The sequence below is a fragment of the Microcoleus sp. bin48.metabat.b7b8b9.023 genome (assembly GCF_013299185.1).
Classification (GTDB): Bacteria; Cyanobacteriota; Cyanobacteriia; order Cyanobacteriales; family Microcoleaceae; genus Microcoleus.
This window is the reverse complement of the sequence record NZ_JAAFKG010000006.1, coordinates 136,995-152,647: the sequence shown is the minus strand read 5'-3', so window position 1 is coordinate 152,647 and position 15,653 is coordinate 136,995. Positions and strand designations below refer to the sequence as shown.

Annotated in this window: 13 protein-coding genes; 6 read left to right on the top strand and 7 right to left on the bottom strand. The window is 45.7% G+C overall.

Going from position 1 to position 15,653, the window contains the following annotated elements; genetic code table 11:
* Positions 1-66: 66 nt before the first annotated feature.
* The 4 genes from QZW82_RS05990 to QZW82_RS05975 all read right to left on the bottom strand — a co-directional run bounded on the left by QZW82_RS05990 (position 67) and on the right by QZW82_RS05975 (position 4,754).
* Positions 67-273, bottom strand: coding sequence for a type II toxin-antitoxin system HicB family antitoxin (locus QZW82_RS05990; protein ID WP_293146082.1), 207 nt, complete (start codon positions 271-273; stop codon positions 67-69).
* Entirely contained in the window at positions 273-476 is a 204-nt protein-coding gene (locus QZW82_RS05985) for a hypothetical protein (RefSeq protein ID WP_293146080.1), read from the bottom strand. The genes QZW82_RS05990 and QZW82_RS05985 overlap by 1 nt, the downstream gene beginning before the upstream one ends.
* Complete coding sequence (locus tag QZW82_RS05980; RefSeq protein ID WP_293146078.1) at positions 473-658, bottom strand: hypothetical protein; 186 nt, start codon at positions 656-658, stop codon at positions 473-475. The genes QZW82_RS05985 and QZW82_RS05980 overlap by 4 nt, the downstream gene beginning before the upstream one ends.
* Before the next feature lie 100 nt (positions 659-758).
* The gene (locus tag QZW82_RS05975; RefSeq protein WP_293146123.1) at positions 759-4,754 is read right to left on the bottom strand and encodes a magnesium chelatase subunit H; all 3,996 of its coding nucleotides are present in this window, start codon (positions 4,752-4,754) and stop codon (positions 759-761) included.
* A gap of 226 nt (positions 4,755-4,980) precedes the next feature.
* Here QZW82_RS05975 and QZW82_RS05970 point away from each other — a divergent pair, with 226 nt between their 5' ends.
* The 5 genes from QZW82_RS05970 to QZW82_RS05950 all read left to right on the top strand — a co-directional run bounded on the left by QZW82_RS05970 (position 4,981) and on the right by QZW82_RS05950 (position 10,027).
* Complete coding sequence (locus QZW82_RS05970; RefSeq protein ID WP_293146076.1) at positions 4,981-5,112, top strand: hypothetical protein; 132 nt, start codon at positions 4,981-4,983, stop codon at positions 5,110-5,112.
* A gap of 178 nt (positions 5,113-5,290) precedes the next feature.
* On the top strand, positions 5,291-6,280 hold the full coding sequence (locus QZW82_RS05965; RefSeq protein ID WP_293146074.1) for a calcium-binding protein: 990 nt from the start codon (positions 5,291-5,293) through the stop codon (positions 6,278-6,280).
* Between the two features lie 169 nt (positions 6,281-6,449).
* Positions 6,450-7,499 carry a calcium-binding protein gene (locus tag QZW82_RS05960; RefSeq protein ID WP_293146071.1) on the top strand — a complete coding sequence of 350 codons (1,050 nt, stop codon included), beginning with the start codon at positions 6,450-6,452 and terminating at the stop codon, positions 7,497-7,499.
* A 121-nt stretch (positions 7,500-7,620) separates the two neighbouring features.
* Positions 7,621-8,676, top strand: coding sequence for a calcium-binding protein (locus tag QZW82_RS05955; protein WP_293146068.1), 1,056 nt, complete (start codon positions 7,621-7,623; stop codon positions 8,674-8,676).
* 205 nt (positions 8,677-8,881) lie between these two features.
* On the top strand, positions 8,882-10,027 hold the full coding sequence (locus QZW82_RS05950; protein ID WP_293146065.1) for a calcium-binding protein: 1,146 nt from the start codon (positions 8,882-8,884) through the stop codon (positions 10,025-10,027).
* A 346-nt stretch (positions 10,028-10,373) separates the two neighbouring features.
* On the opposite strand, the gene QZW82_RS05945 is transcribed toward QZW82_RS05950, so the two are convergent.
* Positions 10,374-10,850 (bottom strand): ankyrin repeat domain-containing protein, encoded by a 477-nt coding sequence (locus QZW82_RS05945; protein WP_293146062.1) that lies wholly within the window; start codon positions 10,848-10,850, stop codon positions 10,374-10,376.
* Positions 10,851-10,887: 37 nt separating this feature from the next.
* Between QZW82_RS05945 and QZW82_RS05940 the strand changes: the two genes are divergently transcribed.
* A complete protein-coding gene (locus QZW82_RS05940; RefSeq protein WP_293146059.1) occupies positions 10,888-12,153 on the top strand; it encodes a lipid-A-disaccharide synthase in 1,266 nt (421 codons plus the stop codon).
* Positions 12,154-12,249: 96 nt separating this feature from the next.
* On the opposite strand, the gene QZW82_RS05935 is transcribed toward QZW82_RS05940, so the two are convergent.
* Positions 12,250-13,032, bottom strand: coding sequence for a DUF4058 family protein (locus QZW82_RS05935; protein ID WP_293146056.1), 783 nt, complete (start codon positions 13,030-13,032; stop codon positions 12,250-12,252).
* Positions 13,033-13,135: 103 nt separating this feature from the next.
* Complete coding sequence (locus QZW82_RS05930; RefSeq protein WP_293146053.1) at positions 13,136-15,556, bottom strand: caspase family protein; 2,421 nt, start codon at positions 15,554-15,556, stop codon at positions 13,136-13,138.
* Positions 15,557-15,653 lie beyond the last annotated feature (97 nt).

Below are 15,653 nucleotides of genomic sequence, written 5' to 3'. Positions count from 1 at the left end.
AATACTCCTGCGAAATCGCCTTGATTTGTTTTGATGCTTAACTTTTTTATCCTTTCAATCCAGCATTTATGCAAACAGCAATCTACCTTTGGGTTGAGGGACAATTCTCCCTAATTGCTGAGCCGTCTCAATCCACTCCTGCATAATCAATTCTACATTTTGGAGTGCTTCTTGATAAGTTTCCCCATCTGCGGTGCATCCAGGCAATTCAGGGACTTCGGCAATAAATGCCTGGTCTTCCTCACTCCAGTAAATAATTACTTCATACTTCATTAATTAGCAGAGTTTAATTTCATCCCAATAGCTGATATCATTTTTTCTTGCCAAGCTGGATCGTCAAGTTTTATAGTAACTTTGCGGGGGCGGGAATGCCGCCGATCCATGTAAGCATAGAAAGCTTCTCGATCGTCTCTATGAGTGAGAATGTGTTGCTTTAGTTCGCGATCGCTCATTGCAGCATAATTAATATTACTCATGGCTCAATACTCCCATCAGGTTGAATTTCCAACTCAATCTCTTCGCTTTGTCCTGCTAAGATAAATAGATTAAGAGTTCGTTCATCTAAACGCACTATGTGAATTGGGTGGAACATCACGTTGGTAAGTAGATGACACAGCCGATATAAACTCCGTAACTGTTCTGCCGTTGGTTCCCTCATACACCGATCGCAATCGACTCCCAGTAGTTGCAAACAGTCATTTTATCCACCAAAATAAAAGGCAGAGCAGGCGAGATGCCTGCCCTACTACATTATAACTCTATTCTACCCCCTCAATCCGGTCTTCCACCTCCTGATACAACTCACGCAACCTGTCCAAATTACTCTCCGAAGTCTCCCAATAACCCCGGCCGTTCACCTCCAGCAACGTGCTCACAATCTTGCGGAAAGAATGAGGATTTAAGTTAAGCAAACGCTTCTGCATTTCCGCATCTTGGATAAATGTACCGTTCACATCCTCATACACCCAATTATCCACGGCGCCCGCAGTCGCACTCCATCCAGTTGTGTTCACCAGACGCTTGGAAATCTCCCGCACGCCTTCATATCCGTGGGATAACATTCCCTCGTACCACTTCGGATTTAGCAGCTTGGTGCGCGAATCTAAACGCACGGTTTCTGATAGCGTCCGTACCTGCGCGTTGGCTGTTGTTGTATCAGCAACGAAGGATGTTGGTTGCTTGCCGTCGGCGCGCAAACTGCCGATTAATTTAGTTGGATCGGAGTCGAAATAGTGCGATACGTCGGTTAGCGAAATCTCCGCAGAATCCAAGTTTTGGAAGGTGACTTCAGCAGTTTTTAAGGATGATTCAAAAATCTGCCTGTCTTGTTCCATTGTTCCGGGATTGTCGGAAGAAAACGCGAAGGATTTACGGGTTAAGTACATTTCCTGCAACTCGGCTTCGCTTTCCCAGGTGCTGTTTTCGATCGCCAAATTGACGTTAGATGAGTAGGAACCGGAAGCGTTGGAAAACACGCGGGTTGCTGCTTGGCGCAGGTTGATGCCCATTTCTTCGGCTTGCTTCAAGGCGTGTTTGCGGACGAAGTTCATTTCTAAGGGTTCGTCGGCTTCTGCTGCCATTTTTACGGCTTTATCTAACAAGTTCATTTGGTTGATGAACAAGTCGCGGAAAACGCCGGAACAGTTAATTACTACGTCGATTCGAGGGCGTCCCAACTCTTCTAAGGACAGCAATTCGAGTTTGTTGACTCGGCCCAAAGCGTCGGGTACGGGCTTGACTCCCACCATCCACATGACTTGGGCGAGGGATTCGCCGTAAGTCTTGATGTTGTCGGTTCCCCACAGCACAACGGCGATGGTTTCTGGGTAATTTCCGCCGTTATCGAGGCGCTGTCTTTCTAATAGCCGATCGACAACAACCTTAGCAGACTTCACCGCACCCGTCGTCGGGATTGACTGCGGATCCAAAGCGTGCATATTCTTGCCAGTCGGCAAAACATCCGGGTTGCGAATCGGATCGCCACCGGGCCCAGGCACAATAAACTCGCCTTCTAGCGCGCGCAACAGTGCGCCTAATTCGTTGTCGGCACAAACTTGCTGCAAGCAGAATTCTAGATACTCAAACAGCGGTTTAATCGGTTCTGGATCGACTTTTTTGTAACCGGCGGCGTGCAAGGAATCAATCCAAGGTGTTTTCTTGCCCATGTTGAAGAAATTTAACTTGGAAACTAGGGAAACTCTGCCCTCCGCATCGGTTTGTTCCTTCACCAAAGCGCTGACAGCATCGCGACAGGCTAAGGTGATATTTTGCAGCAATTCGACATCAGTTAAAATGCCTCGATCGCTATTGGTGTAAATTTCCTCGATATCGCGTCCCAGACTGTTAGCGATAATTCGCGGTAAGCTGATCAGGTTGTCTTCTTCCCGGTCTAAATTGGCAATGTTAACCAAAGTTGCGATCGCCTCTTCCGCAGTCGGCGGCTTCCCGATCACGTGCAAACCGCAAGGTAACAACCGCGATTCAATCTCCATCAACTTGCGGTAAACCAAGCCAACTAAATTGTCCCGTTCCTCCGCAGTCATGCCCGCAGCAACGCCTCTTTCCTGTTCGGGAGGTAGGGCGATATCCTTGTCTAAATTGACCAAACGGCATTTTTCGACGATCGCATCCACGATCGGCACACCCCGGCCCGTATCCTTCAAAGTTTGATAGGAAGCAATCAACTCGCTGAGTTCCTGCAAACCTTTATACAAACCAGCATTTTCAGCCGGAGGAGTCAGATAGCTGATGGTTTCAGCATAACTGCGACGCTTAGCAATTGTTGCTTCGCTGGGATTGTTGGCGGCGTAATAATAAAGGTTAGGAATTTTGCCGATCAAACTGTCGGGATAACAATCGATAGACATTCCCATCTGCTTACCAGGCATGAATTCTAGGGAACCGTGAGTGCCAAAGTGCAGCACCGCATCCGCACCCCAAATGCGCTCTAAATAAGTGTAGTAAGCAGCAAAACCGTGGTGGGGACTAGCAGAACGAGAGAATAACAACCGCATCGGATCGCCTTCATATCCAAAGGTAGGTTGCACTCCGATAAATACGTTGCCGAAATGTTTCCCGAAAATCAGCAAGTTTTGTCCGTCGCTGTTCAAATGTCCCGGAGGCGGGCCCCAGTTTTCTTGCAAACGTTCCGAATAAGGAGTGAATTCTTCGTATTCAGCTACGGACATCCGGTAAGCAATATTCAATTCCGGACTTTGGTATTGCGCTGTTGCGTCGTGGATGACTTCTTGCATCAGCTTTTCGGCGGAATCCGGCAGTTCTGGCAAGTCGTAACCGTTACCTTTTAGGGCTTTCAATACTTCGTAAATTGAGCCGAAAACGTCGAGGTAAGCGGCTGTGCCGACGTTGCCTTTGTCGGGTGGAAAACTGAAGACTGTGATCGCAACTTTCTTGTCTAATTTCGGTTTGCGCCGCAGCATTGCCCACTTCATGGAACGCTGGGCGATCGCCTCGATTCTATCTTGCAGCGCGATCGCCTTTCCAGTTGCGCCATCTCTACCCGACAAAATAATCGGTTCGATCGCACCATCCAACTCAGGAATCGCAACCTGCAAAGCAACTTGAATCGGGTGCAAGCCCAAATCGCTATTTTCCCACTCTTCCGTCGTTTGGAAAACCAGCGGCAAAGCCACCATATAAGGGCAGTTGAGCTTTTTCAAAGTCTCGATCGCCTTTGGGTGATCCTGTTTCGCCGGGCCGCCCACCAACGCAAAACCAGTCAGAGAAACCACCGCATCTACGATCGGCAGCGGTGCCACACCTTTGGGCCCAACTTCCAAGAAAAAGCTTTCAACCGGTTTCGAGAAGTCCAAACCGCCTGCAAAAATCGGTAACACCCGCGCCCCCATTGCCTCCAATTCCTGCACAATTGCTACGTAGTGCGCGTCATCTCCAGTAACTAAGTGAGTGCGCTGCAACACTAAACCGATGCAAAGTGCGAGGGGATCTTTGAGGTCTGCGGAAATATCTTTGCGGGCATTATACCAGGCGAGATATCCTTTGACATCCTCAAACATCGACGGTGCTAAAGGATGCCAAATCCCCATGTCCGGGTAAACAACTGGCTCTTGAAAACTTAACTGTTCCTGGCCTTTGAATACATATTTATGTGACAGCATCAGCAAGAAGTTTTCCAAGTTTTCTTGGGAACCGCCCAGCCAATACTGGAAACTTAGCATGAAGTTGCGGGCATCTTGAGCTTTGTCGATCGGCAAATATTTCAGGACTTTCGGCAAAGTTTGCAGCAGTTTCAGCATTCCGTCTTGGAAGGAACTCCCGGACTTTTCCTTCCGTTTTTTCATGAATTCGCCGATCGCGCTTTTGCTTTGTCCCAACTGCGCCATCGAGAAACTGCCCATTTTATTGAGTCGCATCACCCCCGGCATCGACGGGAAAACTACCGCGACATCCAAGCTGTCGCGCAGCGGTTCCACAGCCGCTACCACTTTTTCGGCCAAATCTTCGATAAAAATTAGAGAAGCAATAAATACATTGGCATCAGCTACATCCCGCTTAAAGGCCTCGTAATTTTCCGGGCTGCGAAGTTCTTCGATCAGATAGCCGCTGATTTCTATTGCCAGATTCGGATTTTTGTTATTTATCGCTCGAACCGCTGCGGAGAGGGCGCTTTGATACTGCGGTTCTAGTACGACATAGACCACCTTCATGAGCGATCGCCCCTGCAAGTTTTCCGGCACGACGTGGCGAATGGTGGGCTTGACGTGAGTGAACATCCGGTTAGGCTCCTTATAAGATGCTGTTTTCGGCAATCGGGAATTTTTTTGTCCCCTAAGCATTTTTACCAGAAAACGCTTGCCATTAGGTGATTTGAGCCTGTATATGACACAATTCGACAAATTTATTGCAATTTTTAGTTACATTATTTTACAAATTCGTTGAGCAACTGCTCCAAATTATCTTTACAAATATTTACTTGACATTAGTCTCTTAATATGTTTTATGGCTAAAATAGGAATTAAGAAACAAAAAATCAACAAATCTTTGAGAAAAACGCTCCTGAGAAAAGTTCCTAAGTTTGTAGAAGTAATCCAACAGGCGATCGAGCAATTAATTAATCCCATAAAGTCATAAGTTCCGAATTTATCACCGTTCTTTCGGATGAGTGCGCTATTAGAAAACTTCATATTTTGCCGGGAACTTAAAACGGTTGCAGAAACTCTGTATTGTATAAGTTCGCGATCGGCGATCGAACTCAGGTGAAATTAATTGCTGTTGATTGTCAAGCTCATCAAAACCCTAGGGGGACAATATGGCTAACTACGCAATTTTCGACGAAAAATACTACCTCGCCCAATATCCTTGGGTCAAACCGGCGATTGATGCCGGAGTAATCGCATCCGGCAGAGAACACTTTGAAAAATTTGGTAGAGCTGCTGGCCTAACTAAAGTATCGCGTTATTTTGACGAAGCTACTTACCTTGCAGGCAACCCAGATCTCGCACCCTTTGTCAAAACTGTCAACCCAAACGCACCTTTTGCAACAGGACTCGATCACTTTATTCAGTTCGGTTACGATGAAGGACAGCGCCGCGCTAAAGTATCGCCTGAATACAACGAAGATTTTTATTTAGCAAATAACCCAGAATTGCGATCGTTTATCGGGGCTAATGCACCTTTCAAATCAGGATACCAGCATTTCATTCAATTCGGTGCCAAAGAAGGTCGGTTTGGGACTTCATTTTTTGAACCGGAATACTTAAAGAAAAACCCCGACATTGTGCCGTTTGTCAACTCTGGAAACTTGAAAACTGGTCGGGAACACTACTTTAATTTCGGGAAAAACGAGCCAAGCCGCGATGCAACTTTTGTAGGCAGCCGCAGCAACGATGTTCTCACTGGGATTGGCGTGGGGAATACCGAACTTGTGGGAGTAGAAGTAGGTATCGCTCCCAACGGTAATCGCCAGTATGAAAGCTTTGGAACTAATGAATTCGATGTCCTAATTGGCAGCCCGGGAGTTGATACATTCGTCCTCGGAGTTCCTGCATCAGCCGGGAATCCCTCCGCGGTACCGCTGTATTTGGGTAACGGTCAAGCTACTATTAGGAACTTCAACGCAGTAGACGATTTGATTCAACTGCAAGGAAATTCTTTAAACGACGGTTACAGCCTGACTCCTGTTGGCGGCAATTTGTCAATCCAGCGTTTTGGAGATGTGCTGGGCGTGATTGAAGGAGGAGCAGGTTTGAATTTGGGATTCCAACAATCTAATGGTAACGGTACTTTTGCGATCGGTTAGTCATTAGTCAAGAGTGCGAGCTTAAGAGCTCGCGAACAGCAGTCATTGGTCATTAGTTGATACTGATGATTGATGACTTATTTATTGGTTGTGGGCTAATGTGCCATAAAAAAGTACGATCCTCTTCGAGGGCTTCGCTAACGTACTTGAGATCCTTAAAGGAGCAACGATGAATTACGATATTTTTGACGAAAAATACTACTTATCGCAATATCCGTGGCTGAAACCAGCCATTGATGCGGGAATCATCAAATCTGGCAGAGAACACTTTGAAAAATTCGGTCAAGCCGGTGGCCTTACCAAAATATCGCGGTACTTTGACGAAGATACCTATTTAGCTCAAAATCAAGATATTGCACCCTTTGTTCGCACCGCCAACAACCCAAATCGGCCTTTTGCGACCGGATTAGACCACTTCATTCAGTTTGGTTACGAAGAAGGCCGCACGCGAGTATCACCTGAGTACGACGAAGTTTTTTATTTAAAGCGCCACTCCGATATAATTCCCTTTGTCCAAAACGGAACTTTGAAATCCGGCTTTGAGCACTTCATCAAATTCGGAAACAAAGAAGGTAGGTACGGGACAAGTTTCTTAGAACCACGTTACTTATCAGATAACCCAGATGTGGCCGCAGTTGTCGCGACTGGAACATTGAAAACTGGTCGAGAACATTATCTAAAATTTGGGCAATTTGAGTCAAATCGACTCGGATTTTTTACTGGAACAAATGGTAATGATATCGTCACGGGATTTACAGCGGGGAAAAATCAAATCACTGGGCTGCAAGTAGCTTTCGCCGGCCCAAATCCAACTATGGGCATCAATAAGAATAAGTATGATTCTTTGAAGTTAGATGAGGTACTGAGAGTACCTTTTATGACCACTAATGAATTCGATACATTAATTGGTACTGCGGGTACTGATTACTTCGTCCTCGGAGATGCCGCTCCCAACAACCGACTTAGTTTTATTAGCCGGGTCAGTTTCTATGAGGGTACTGGTGAGGCTAGGATTGTCAACTTTGAAAAAGGCAAAGATGTTCTTCAGTTGGTGGAAAGCTTGGATCAACTTACCATAACTCCATCAGGGGCAGACTTGTTAATTCAAAAATCTGGAGATACACTTGCCAGGATTCAGGGCGGCTCGAATCTAACTTTGCAATCTATTCCAATGATAAATCCGTTTAATCCTCCAGTCGGTATCACTTTACTTGGCTAGAAATCATAGATATTCAGTTATATTTGACTGTTATTACAATCACCCGATCGAGTATTGTGTCAGTTCCCGATTGTTGATAAAGTGGATAAAAAGCTTGTTAAAGTTTCAGCAGGGAGAAAACATGAGTAACTATGACATTTTTGACGAACAATACTACCTGTCGCAATATCCGTGGTTGAAACCAGCTATTGATGCAGGAATCATCAAATCTGGAAGAGAACACTTTGAAAAATTTGGTCAAGCTGGTGGCCTCATCGCAGTATCGCGTTACTTTGACGAACAAACCTATCTAGCTCAAAATCAAGATCTTGTTCCCTCAATCCGCAACTCAAGCAATCCAAACGCGCCTTTTGCTTCTGGTTTAGACCACTTTATCCAGTTTGGTTACGAACAAGGCCGCACGCGAGTATCGCCTGACTATGACGAAGCATTTTATTTAAAACGATACCCCGTACTTGTGCCCTTGGTACAAAACGGAACTTTTAAATCTGGTTTAGAGCACTTCATCAAATTCGGAGCCAAAGAAGGTCTCTATGCGAACACATTTTCTGAATCAGAATACTTGCTGGAACGCCCCGCTGTAGCAACAGCAGTCAAGGCGGGAGTGTTCAAAACAGGCGCAGAACACTACCGAAAATTCGGGCAATTTGAGCCGGCTCTTCCCTTTGTCGATGTGAATTTTTTCGGAACTTCCGGAAATGATACCGTTCAGGGTTTCGGGGTGGAAAATGTTAACATATTTGGAATTCAATATGTTTTAGACGCTAACGGCAATCGGCAGTTTCAAAGTTACGGGAGCGATGAATTTGATACTCTCATTGGCGGTAGCGGTCGCGATAACTTCGTGTTGGCCGTTACCGTCCCAGGTATAGGGGGTAGCAGACCGACGCCTGTCAGCCGGCAGTTCTACCAGGGGCCAGGTTTTGCTAAAATTCAAAACTTTACCCAAGGTCAGGATACGCTCCTGCTGGGCTCTACATCATTCGATAAATACATTGTGTTTCCCATCAACAATAATCGAGATTTAGCAATCCAAACAAACGGCTTGCCATTCTTTACACCAATTGGAGGCGACCAACTTAGTTATGGTGATACTATCGCTGTAATTGAAGGCGGTGGAAATCTCAGTTTGAAGCCATTGTTTATACCAAATAAAATTGGCACTTTTGTCGGCTAGAAATCCAGAAGCGATTAATTAGTAGGTGTTGCGTTTGTTTGCTGCGATCGCTGATGTACAAAAATGGCGATCGCACTTTTTATGGCAATCAAAACCATTAGATGCGATGTAATATAAATTAACCTGACAGCAGAATAAAGGGAGATATTATAATAACAGCATCGTTTAAATTAGACGATTTCAAATTAAATTATTTAAGAAAAACATGGCAAACTACGACATCTTTGACGAAAAATACTACCTCGCCCAATATCCGTGGCTGAAACCAGCGATTGACGCAGGAACCATCAAATCTGGGAGAGAACATTTTGAAAAATTCGGTCAAGCCGCCGGCTTAACCAAAGTATCGCGGTATTTTGACGAGGCTACTTACCTTGCCGGCAACCCAGACATCGCTGCCTTAGTCCGCACTCCCAGCAACCCAAACGCACCTTTTGCGACCGGACTAGACCACTTTATCAAATTTGGTTACGAAGAAGGTCGATCGCGCGTATCGCCTGAGTATAACGAAGCATTTTATCTGGCAAATAACCGAAACTTGCAGCCGTTTATTCAGAATGGAACTTTTAAAAGTGGCTACCAGCACTTCATTCAATTCGGTATCAAAGATAGTGCAACTGGAATTTCATTTTTAGAAACGGGATACTTTCAAACTCAGCCCACCATTCAACAATTTGCCCAAGTCAAATACGGTCAATCGATCGCAACTTCATTTTTAGAAGTAGGATACTTGCAAAACAACCTCGACGTTCTACCTGTCGTCCAATCGGGAGATTTGAAAAGTGGTCGGGAACATTACTTCAATTTTGGGAAAGATGAACCCAGTCGATCTGCGACTTTTGTCGGAACTTCTGGGAATGACATCATCACCAGTTTTGGGGTGGGGAAAGTTGAATTAATTGGAGTTGAAGTAGCCTTGTATCCGAGCAACGGCAGAGTCAACAATGTAGGGGCTGAAAGTACGGGAAGCGATGAATTCGATACTCTCATTGGCGGTAGCGGCAGCGATACATTTATGCTGAGTAATGCTTACTTGAGCTTTCCGCGGTTGTCTTCAGTCACGCAACCGCTCTACATCGGGCCGGGCTTTGCTACAATTCGGAACTTTACCAAAGGTCAGGATAGCATTCAGCTAGTAAATACTTTGTCGTCATCTTTTGCCGATCAATACTTGATATCACCAATCAACAACAATCGAGATTTAGCTATCCAAAGGAAAGCTTCACCCTTCGCTGTTCCCGGAACTGCTCCGCTTGATATGCTCGCGGTTATTGAAGGTGGCGGAGATCTCAGTTTGAATGTATTACCAGCATTACCATCATCTAACGTTTTTACATTGTTAATTGGGTAGAAATCTCGAAGTTATTTGGGATTTGCCCGATCGCTGCTGGGGAGTGCGATAATTAATTGTACCCTCCAGAAACCTGGTTTATTTGTTGATAAACCCGGCTTCTAAGTTTTTAATAGATATTTTGCAAAAGTCAAGTTCAACCCCCTTAATCCCTCCTTATTAAGGGAGGAAACAAGAATAAATTTGCCGCTTCTGCTTACTAAGAGGAGTATGGTGGTTTTATTGTCAGGATAGGAAATATAAAATTACCAAAAGCCAAGGTACGTAGTTGCGATCTTTGCGCTCTTTCCTAATCTTATAAAGAGCGCTTAAGCGCAACTACGTACCTAATCTGACGACAATAGTTCTAATTGCGATCGCGCGCCAGCTTCAAAACCTCAACGACATCTTGGTGATTTTCCGAGGATGCCCAAATGAACGCAGTCCAAGTATTATTATCCTTGGCTTTGAGATCGGAACCTCGATCGAGCAAAACCTGCACAACATCAGCGCGCCCGCTACCCGCCGCACTCATCAAAGCCGTCAAACCATCAATAGTTTTAGCATTCACATCCGCCCCCGCATCCAGCAAAAGCTGTACAATCTCGGTATCTCCGGCAGCAGCAGCACTCATTAACGGCGTCCAACCGTCATTATCCTGACTCTTAGCATCCGCACCTGCTGCGAGCAGTTTTTTGACAATATCAGCATTGCCAGCCTCAGCCGCAGCCGTCAAAGCCGTCCCGCCTTCCTCATCTTTGGCGTTGATATCTGCACGTTGTTCGATCGCACATTCTACAGCCGCCACATCACCCGTCTTGACGGCATCCATTAAATCTGTCATAGAATTCTCCCTTGTATCCTTTTAAATCTTAAGTGCTATGACAGTCGATATTTTAATCCTCTCCAACGGGCCCGGAGAATTAGCAACTTGGGTGCGTCCCGCCGTGCAAGCATTGCGCCAGCAATTGGCAAACAAAGGCACAGAAGCGCGCATCTCGGTGGTGCTGTCCCCCTGTCCGCACGCCACGGGGAAAGAAGCAGAAATCGCATTGAGCTATCCAGAAGTGGACAGAGTGCAAGCACCGGAGCATTTTTTTCGATTTTTATTATCGGGCAAAACTGCCGAAAATTGGGATTGGTACAAAACGGGAGTTGTTTTGTTTTTAGGCGGCGACCAATTTTTTACGGTTGTTATTGGCAAAAGGCTAAAATATCGCACGGTTATTTATGCGGAATGGGACGCGCGGTGGTATCGCTGGATTGATAGGTTTGCAGCGATGAAACCGGAAGTTTTGGCTAAAGTTCCGCAAAAATATGCTGATAAATTTGCAGTTGTGGGAGATTTGATCGCGGAAGTAGGCGATCGCAAATTGGAGACAAAAGACGGCGTACAACCCCGACGGGAAATAGAGTTAATTGGATTGTTACCGGGTTCTAAGGCGGCAAAATTAGCTTTAGGTGTACCGTTGTGTTTGGCGATCGCGCAATCGATCCATCGAGTCCGCCCTGAAACGCGCTTTGTAATTCCGGTTGCTCCGAGCTTAGATGTGCAAACTCTAGCACGTTTTGCGGACGCTGAACAAAATCCCTGCTTGCATTTATTTGCCAACGCTAGCGCCGAACTTCATTTAACAGAATCGCCGTTTTTGCAGACAGCAACTGGCTTAAAAATAGAACTTTGGACGCAAACTCCTGCCTACGATTTGCTATCACAATGCAGCCTGTGTTTGACTACTGTGGGGGCGAATACTGCGGAATTGGGTTCCTTAGCTGTACCGATGATTGTGTTGATTCCGACGCAGCAGTTGGATGCGATGAAAGCTTGGGATGGTTTGCCGGGATTGTTGGCAAATTTGCCGTTAGTCGGTTCTGTTTTTGCGACGGCGATTAATTGGCTAATCTTGCAATTGGGGAAGGGAAAGCTTTATGCTTGGCCGAATATCTGGGCGGGCGAGGAGATTGTGCCGGAGTTGATCGGGCGGCTGGAGGCGGATGTTGTAGCCCATTTGGCGATCGACTATTTGAGCCATCCTGATAAATTAGCACGAATGGGCGATCGGCTCCGCAGTGTGCGCGGCGAGTCTGGGGCGGCGCGGAAAATCGCTGATTTGGTTTGTGCAGAAGTCGATTTGTGCGATCGTTGAATTGAGCGTGGAGTGCGATCGCGTCCCGCCCCGCAAGCTACGATCGTGTTGGGGTAGGAAAACGGCATTGCCGTCTCCTCCGTTTCCTAGGAGTGTTTACCGTTTGCCTATTTCTCGCAGCAATTCATCTGCCCAAACTCTATCTTCTTCCTTGAAGCGGGGTACAGGTTCGGGATCGTAATCCAATGTTAAATCAAATCTAGCGCGATCGTAAATTCCCATTAACAAACTCTGTAAATTCAACTCTGGTTCTACATCTCCTGACTGCAAAGGAATGCTAAACACGGGAATTTCATCTCTAATATTAAAAGCATATAACTGCGCTTGCGGCCGCTGATATGATTTGGCGATCGAGATTCGGTAATCTGTCTGCGGGATTTCGCTAGCAAACGGTAGATATTTGCCGCTTCTGAGCAAATCTATCTCTACCAAATTCGTGAGAGTTGCTAAAACTTTTTGCCGCTTGTTAAGATAAGCAGTTCTTCCTTCACCGGCACGTTTGTTAGCGGGAGACAAAATTTCAATGACTGTCACTACTCGGCCCGTTGTTACCTCTCTAATTTCTAAATAACCTTCCCTGCATTCTTCAGGAATTGGCAGCGTTACTGTTACAAATTCGGAGCGGGGCGCTAAAGTCATCACTGGCGATCGTGTCTGGGTTGTTGTCCTTGTGGCGACTACAGACACATCGGGAATCGCGATATCAACAGAGTCTTCCCCACCACTCATATAAGTGCGTTTTTCGATCGCCACTCGATATTGCTGACTGAGATTTTGCTCTATGTCATCGGCGATAGCAACTATCAAACGGTGGTGTACTTCGGGCCAAAATTCGGGATTTTCTAAATAAGGGTTCATCCCTGGAAATGGAGAAGGCATTTGAGTACCTCAATGGCGATCGATTTAATTCAATTATATATTATCGAGACTGCCATAAAACCCACAGTCCGCAGATGTGGCTGGGATTTTTTTATCACTCTAGCTATCCCCCCTGCATACTGTTATTTGGAGGTGGCAAATCTATTTTCCAAGTATGGTCTGATGAATCCCATATGAGATGCCATCGCGATCGAGATCGTGATGTTATTCGCTTTTCTCCATCTTGATAAACCAATAATGCTGTTACTTCCGCTGATTCCGGCGTCTGTTGAATTATCTTAACGTCTAGTACCTCTTGTTGTTTTTTCAAGCAAAATTCATGATATTCACGAAATCCACCAGGACTCTTTTCTTCCTGAAAAGCTTTAGTTAACAACTCCCACGTTGTTTTAGTGGTATCGCCATTACGAGTTTGTGTATAATAATATTTGATAAACTCTTCCGGTGAAGGGCGTTCAGACTCACTAATTTGATTAATTCCAGGTTCGATTTTTGGTAAATATTCAGCTCTTTTAATTGCATCCAATTCAGCAGAAACTCGACTCCTCTCAGCTTCCGCTTTTCTTTGTTTTTCATATTCAGCTTTTTGTGCCTCCCATTTAGATTTAGCATATATTGCCATCGGGTAAAGATCTGGATGGTTATTCCAGTATTTATTGTACGGAATCTTACGTGATTTGTATGCAATATAATAGGCTTCTTGCCAGCGTTTAGAATTATAGGCTGTTTTGAAATCGTCGAAAGCATCTTGCTCTTTATACCATTCGGATTGCCATTGGGAAATCGAGGATTGGGCATCGGATGCTTGGGTTCCACTTACTGACTGAGCAAGCTTAATTGCTCGACCTTTGTCGCCACCTTTGGCGATAGCTTGGGCTTTCGCGAGGACAAATTGAGTGGGTAGGAAAGATTGAGTGGGTGGAGTGGGTGGTGTGCTAATCGATGGTTGAACAATCAGTTGAGGCTGTGGGCGAGTTGAGTTGAAATAGAAAAGTCCTCCAGCAGTAATGAGTATCGACGAAAGAAAGGCTCCAGCCAGTCGCAGTTTGTTTGAGGATGAAGAACGAACATTTTCCTTGGTTTGTGAACTTTTTTTCTGTTGCTTAACCTCATCTCGTTTCTGTAACTTTGCTGGTTGACTTTCCAATTTCTCTTTTTGTTGTTTAGCTCGCTCCTTCAGTCTTTTTGCTTCCTGTTGTTGCAATCTTTCCACTTCCTGCCGTTGTCGCAGGTTTTCTGTTTGTTGCCTTTGCTGCTCTAACTGTTGTTGCTTATACTCAGCAGTTCTACGCTCAATAATGGGTTGTTTGATTCGCCTCACATTCTCATCCCTCAACCCCAAGTCAGCTTGAAATTTGTCCAATTCCTCACAAACGGGTTGACTCAACGGAAACCCAGCCTGAATTGCCCTGGTTAATGCCTGCTGATACCGTTGTAGCTTCTGCCCATAGGCTGCCGTCACTTCTTCCTCAATCTGAGTCACATCCTGCTTACGCAGTCCCAAAGACTCATGTAAGTCCTTCAACTCATTGAGAGTTTCCTCCGTGAGAGGATATTGATGTTCAACGGCTGCAACAAACGTTGATCCATAGGTTTCTAAATGTTTCAAGCGTTCTCGAAATGGTTGTAAAACCTGAACTTCAATCTCTTGTGTTTCTTCAAGCGTTAGCCCCAACCGCACTTGCAGAACATTGAGTGAAGTACGTCCGACTGGAGAGATTTCACCCCGACTCGAATAGCGCTCTACATTTCTACGGTACTTTAGCTTCGGATCGGTAATGTGCGCTTTCGCAAAGACGACTTCATAACCTTTATCCTTCAGCACAATAATTTGGGGATTCATCTTTGGTGCAGTCTCTTGCACCTTCTTGGTGGCATAATCATGCAATTCCCGCACCGAAACCTTGCCATGATTATCTCGATCCGCCGCTCCGGTTTCAATCCCTTCGACTAAAAAGCGTGTGTAGATCGAGAGTTCTGAGCCTTGCTGCTCAAACGAGTATTCCGTCGAACTGGAAGAAGTCAAGACAACGCGCCCTGCTGCACCGAGTTGTCCCCGCACATCCACTGATCCATCGTCTTTGGGGTTTAATTGGGGGTCAAAGGCTCCGCTAAAGCAACAGTCCAAAATCATGACTTGCCGCCGCGATAGGCTTTTGCCCATAATTTCGTGCACAAAGCTGGCAGGAAGTGCTGTCGATTGTTTCAGTTCTCCTTTCGGTGTTTTACTGGTTAAACGAGTGGCAAAGTGCAGTTTGCCGCTATCGTCTTTGATGCCATGTCCCGAAAAGAATAGCAGGATGAGATCGTCTTTTGCCCGATCGCGGTACAGCGTCTCGATCGCTTCCTCCATCTGCCTCTTGTCAGGGTCAATCAGCGGGATTACCTCAGTAAAATCCCCCATTTCCGGGTTCAGTAGAATCCGCTGCATGGCAGCTACATCTTTGGGCGCACAGACTAACGGCTTCAACTGATCCGGGTGTTCGTAATTCCCAACCCCAATCAGCAATGCAAACTTCGCCATATTTGCCTTCCTATGGTTCTATAAACTTCTCCGCTGCTTCGATCGCTAGTGCTAATTCTTCTTGACTGCTGGCTTTCACCTGAATGCAAACTTCGCT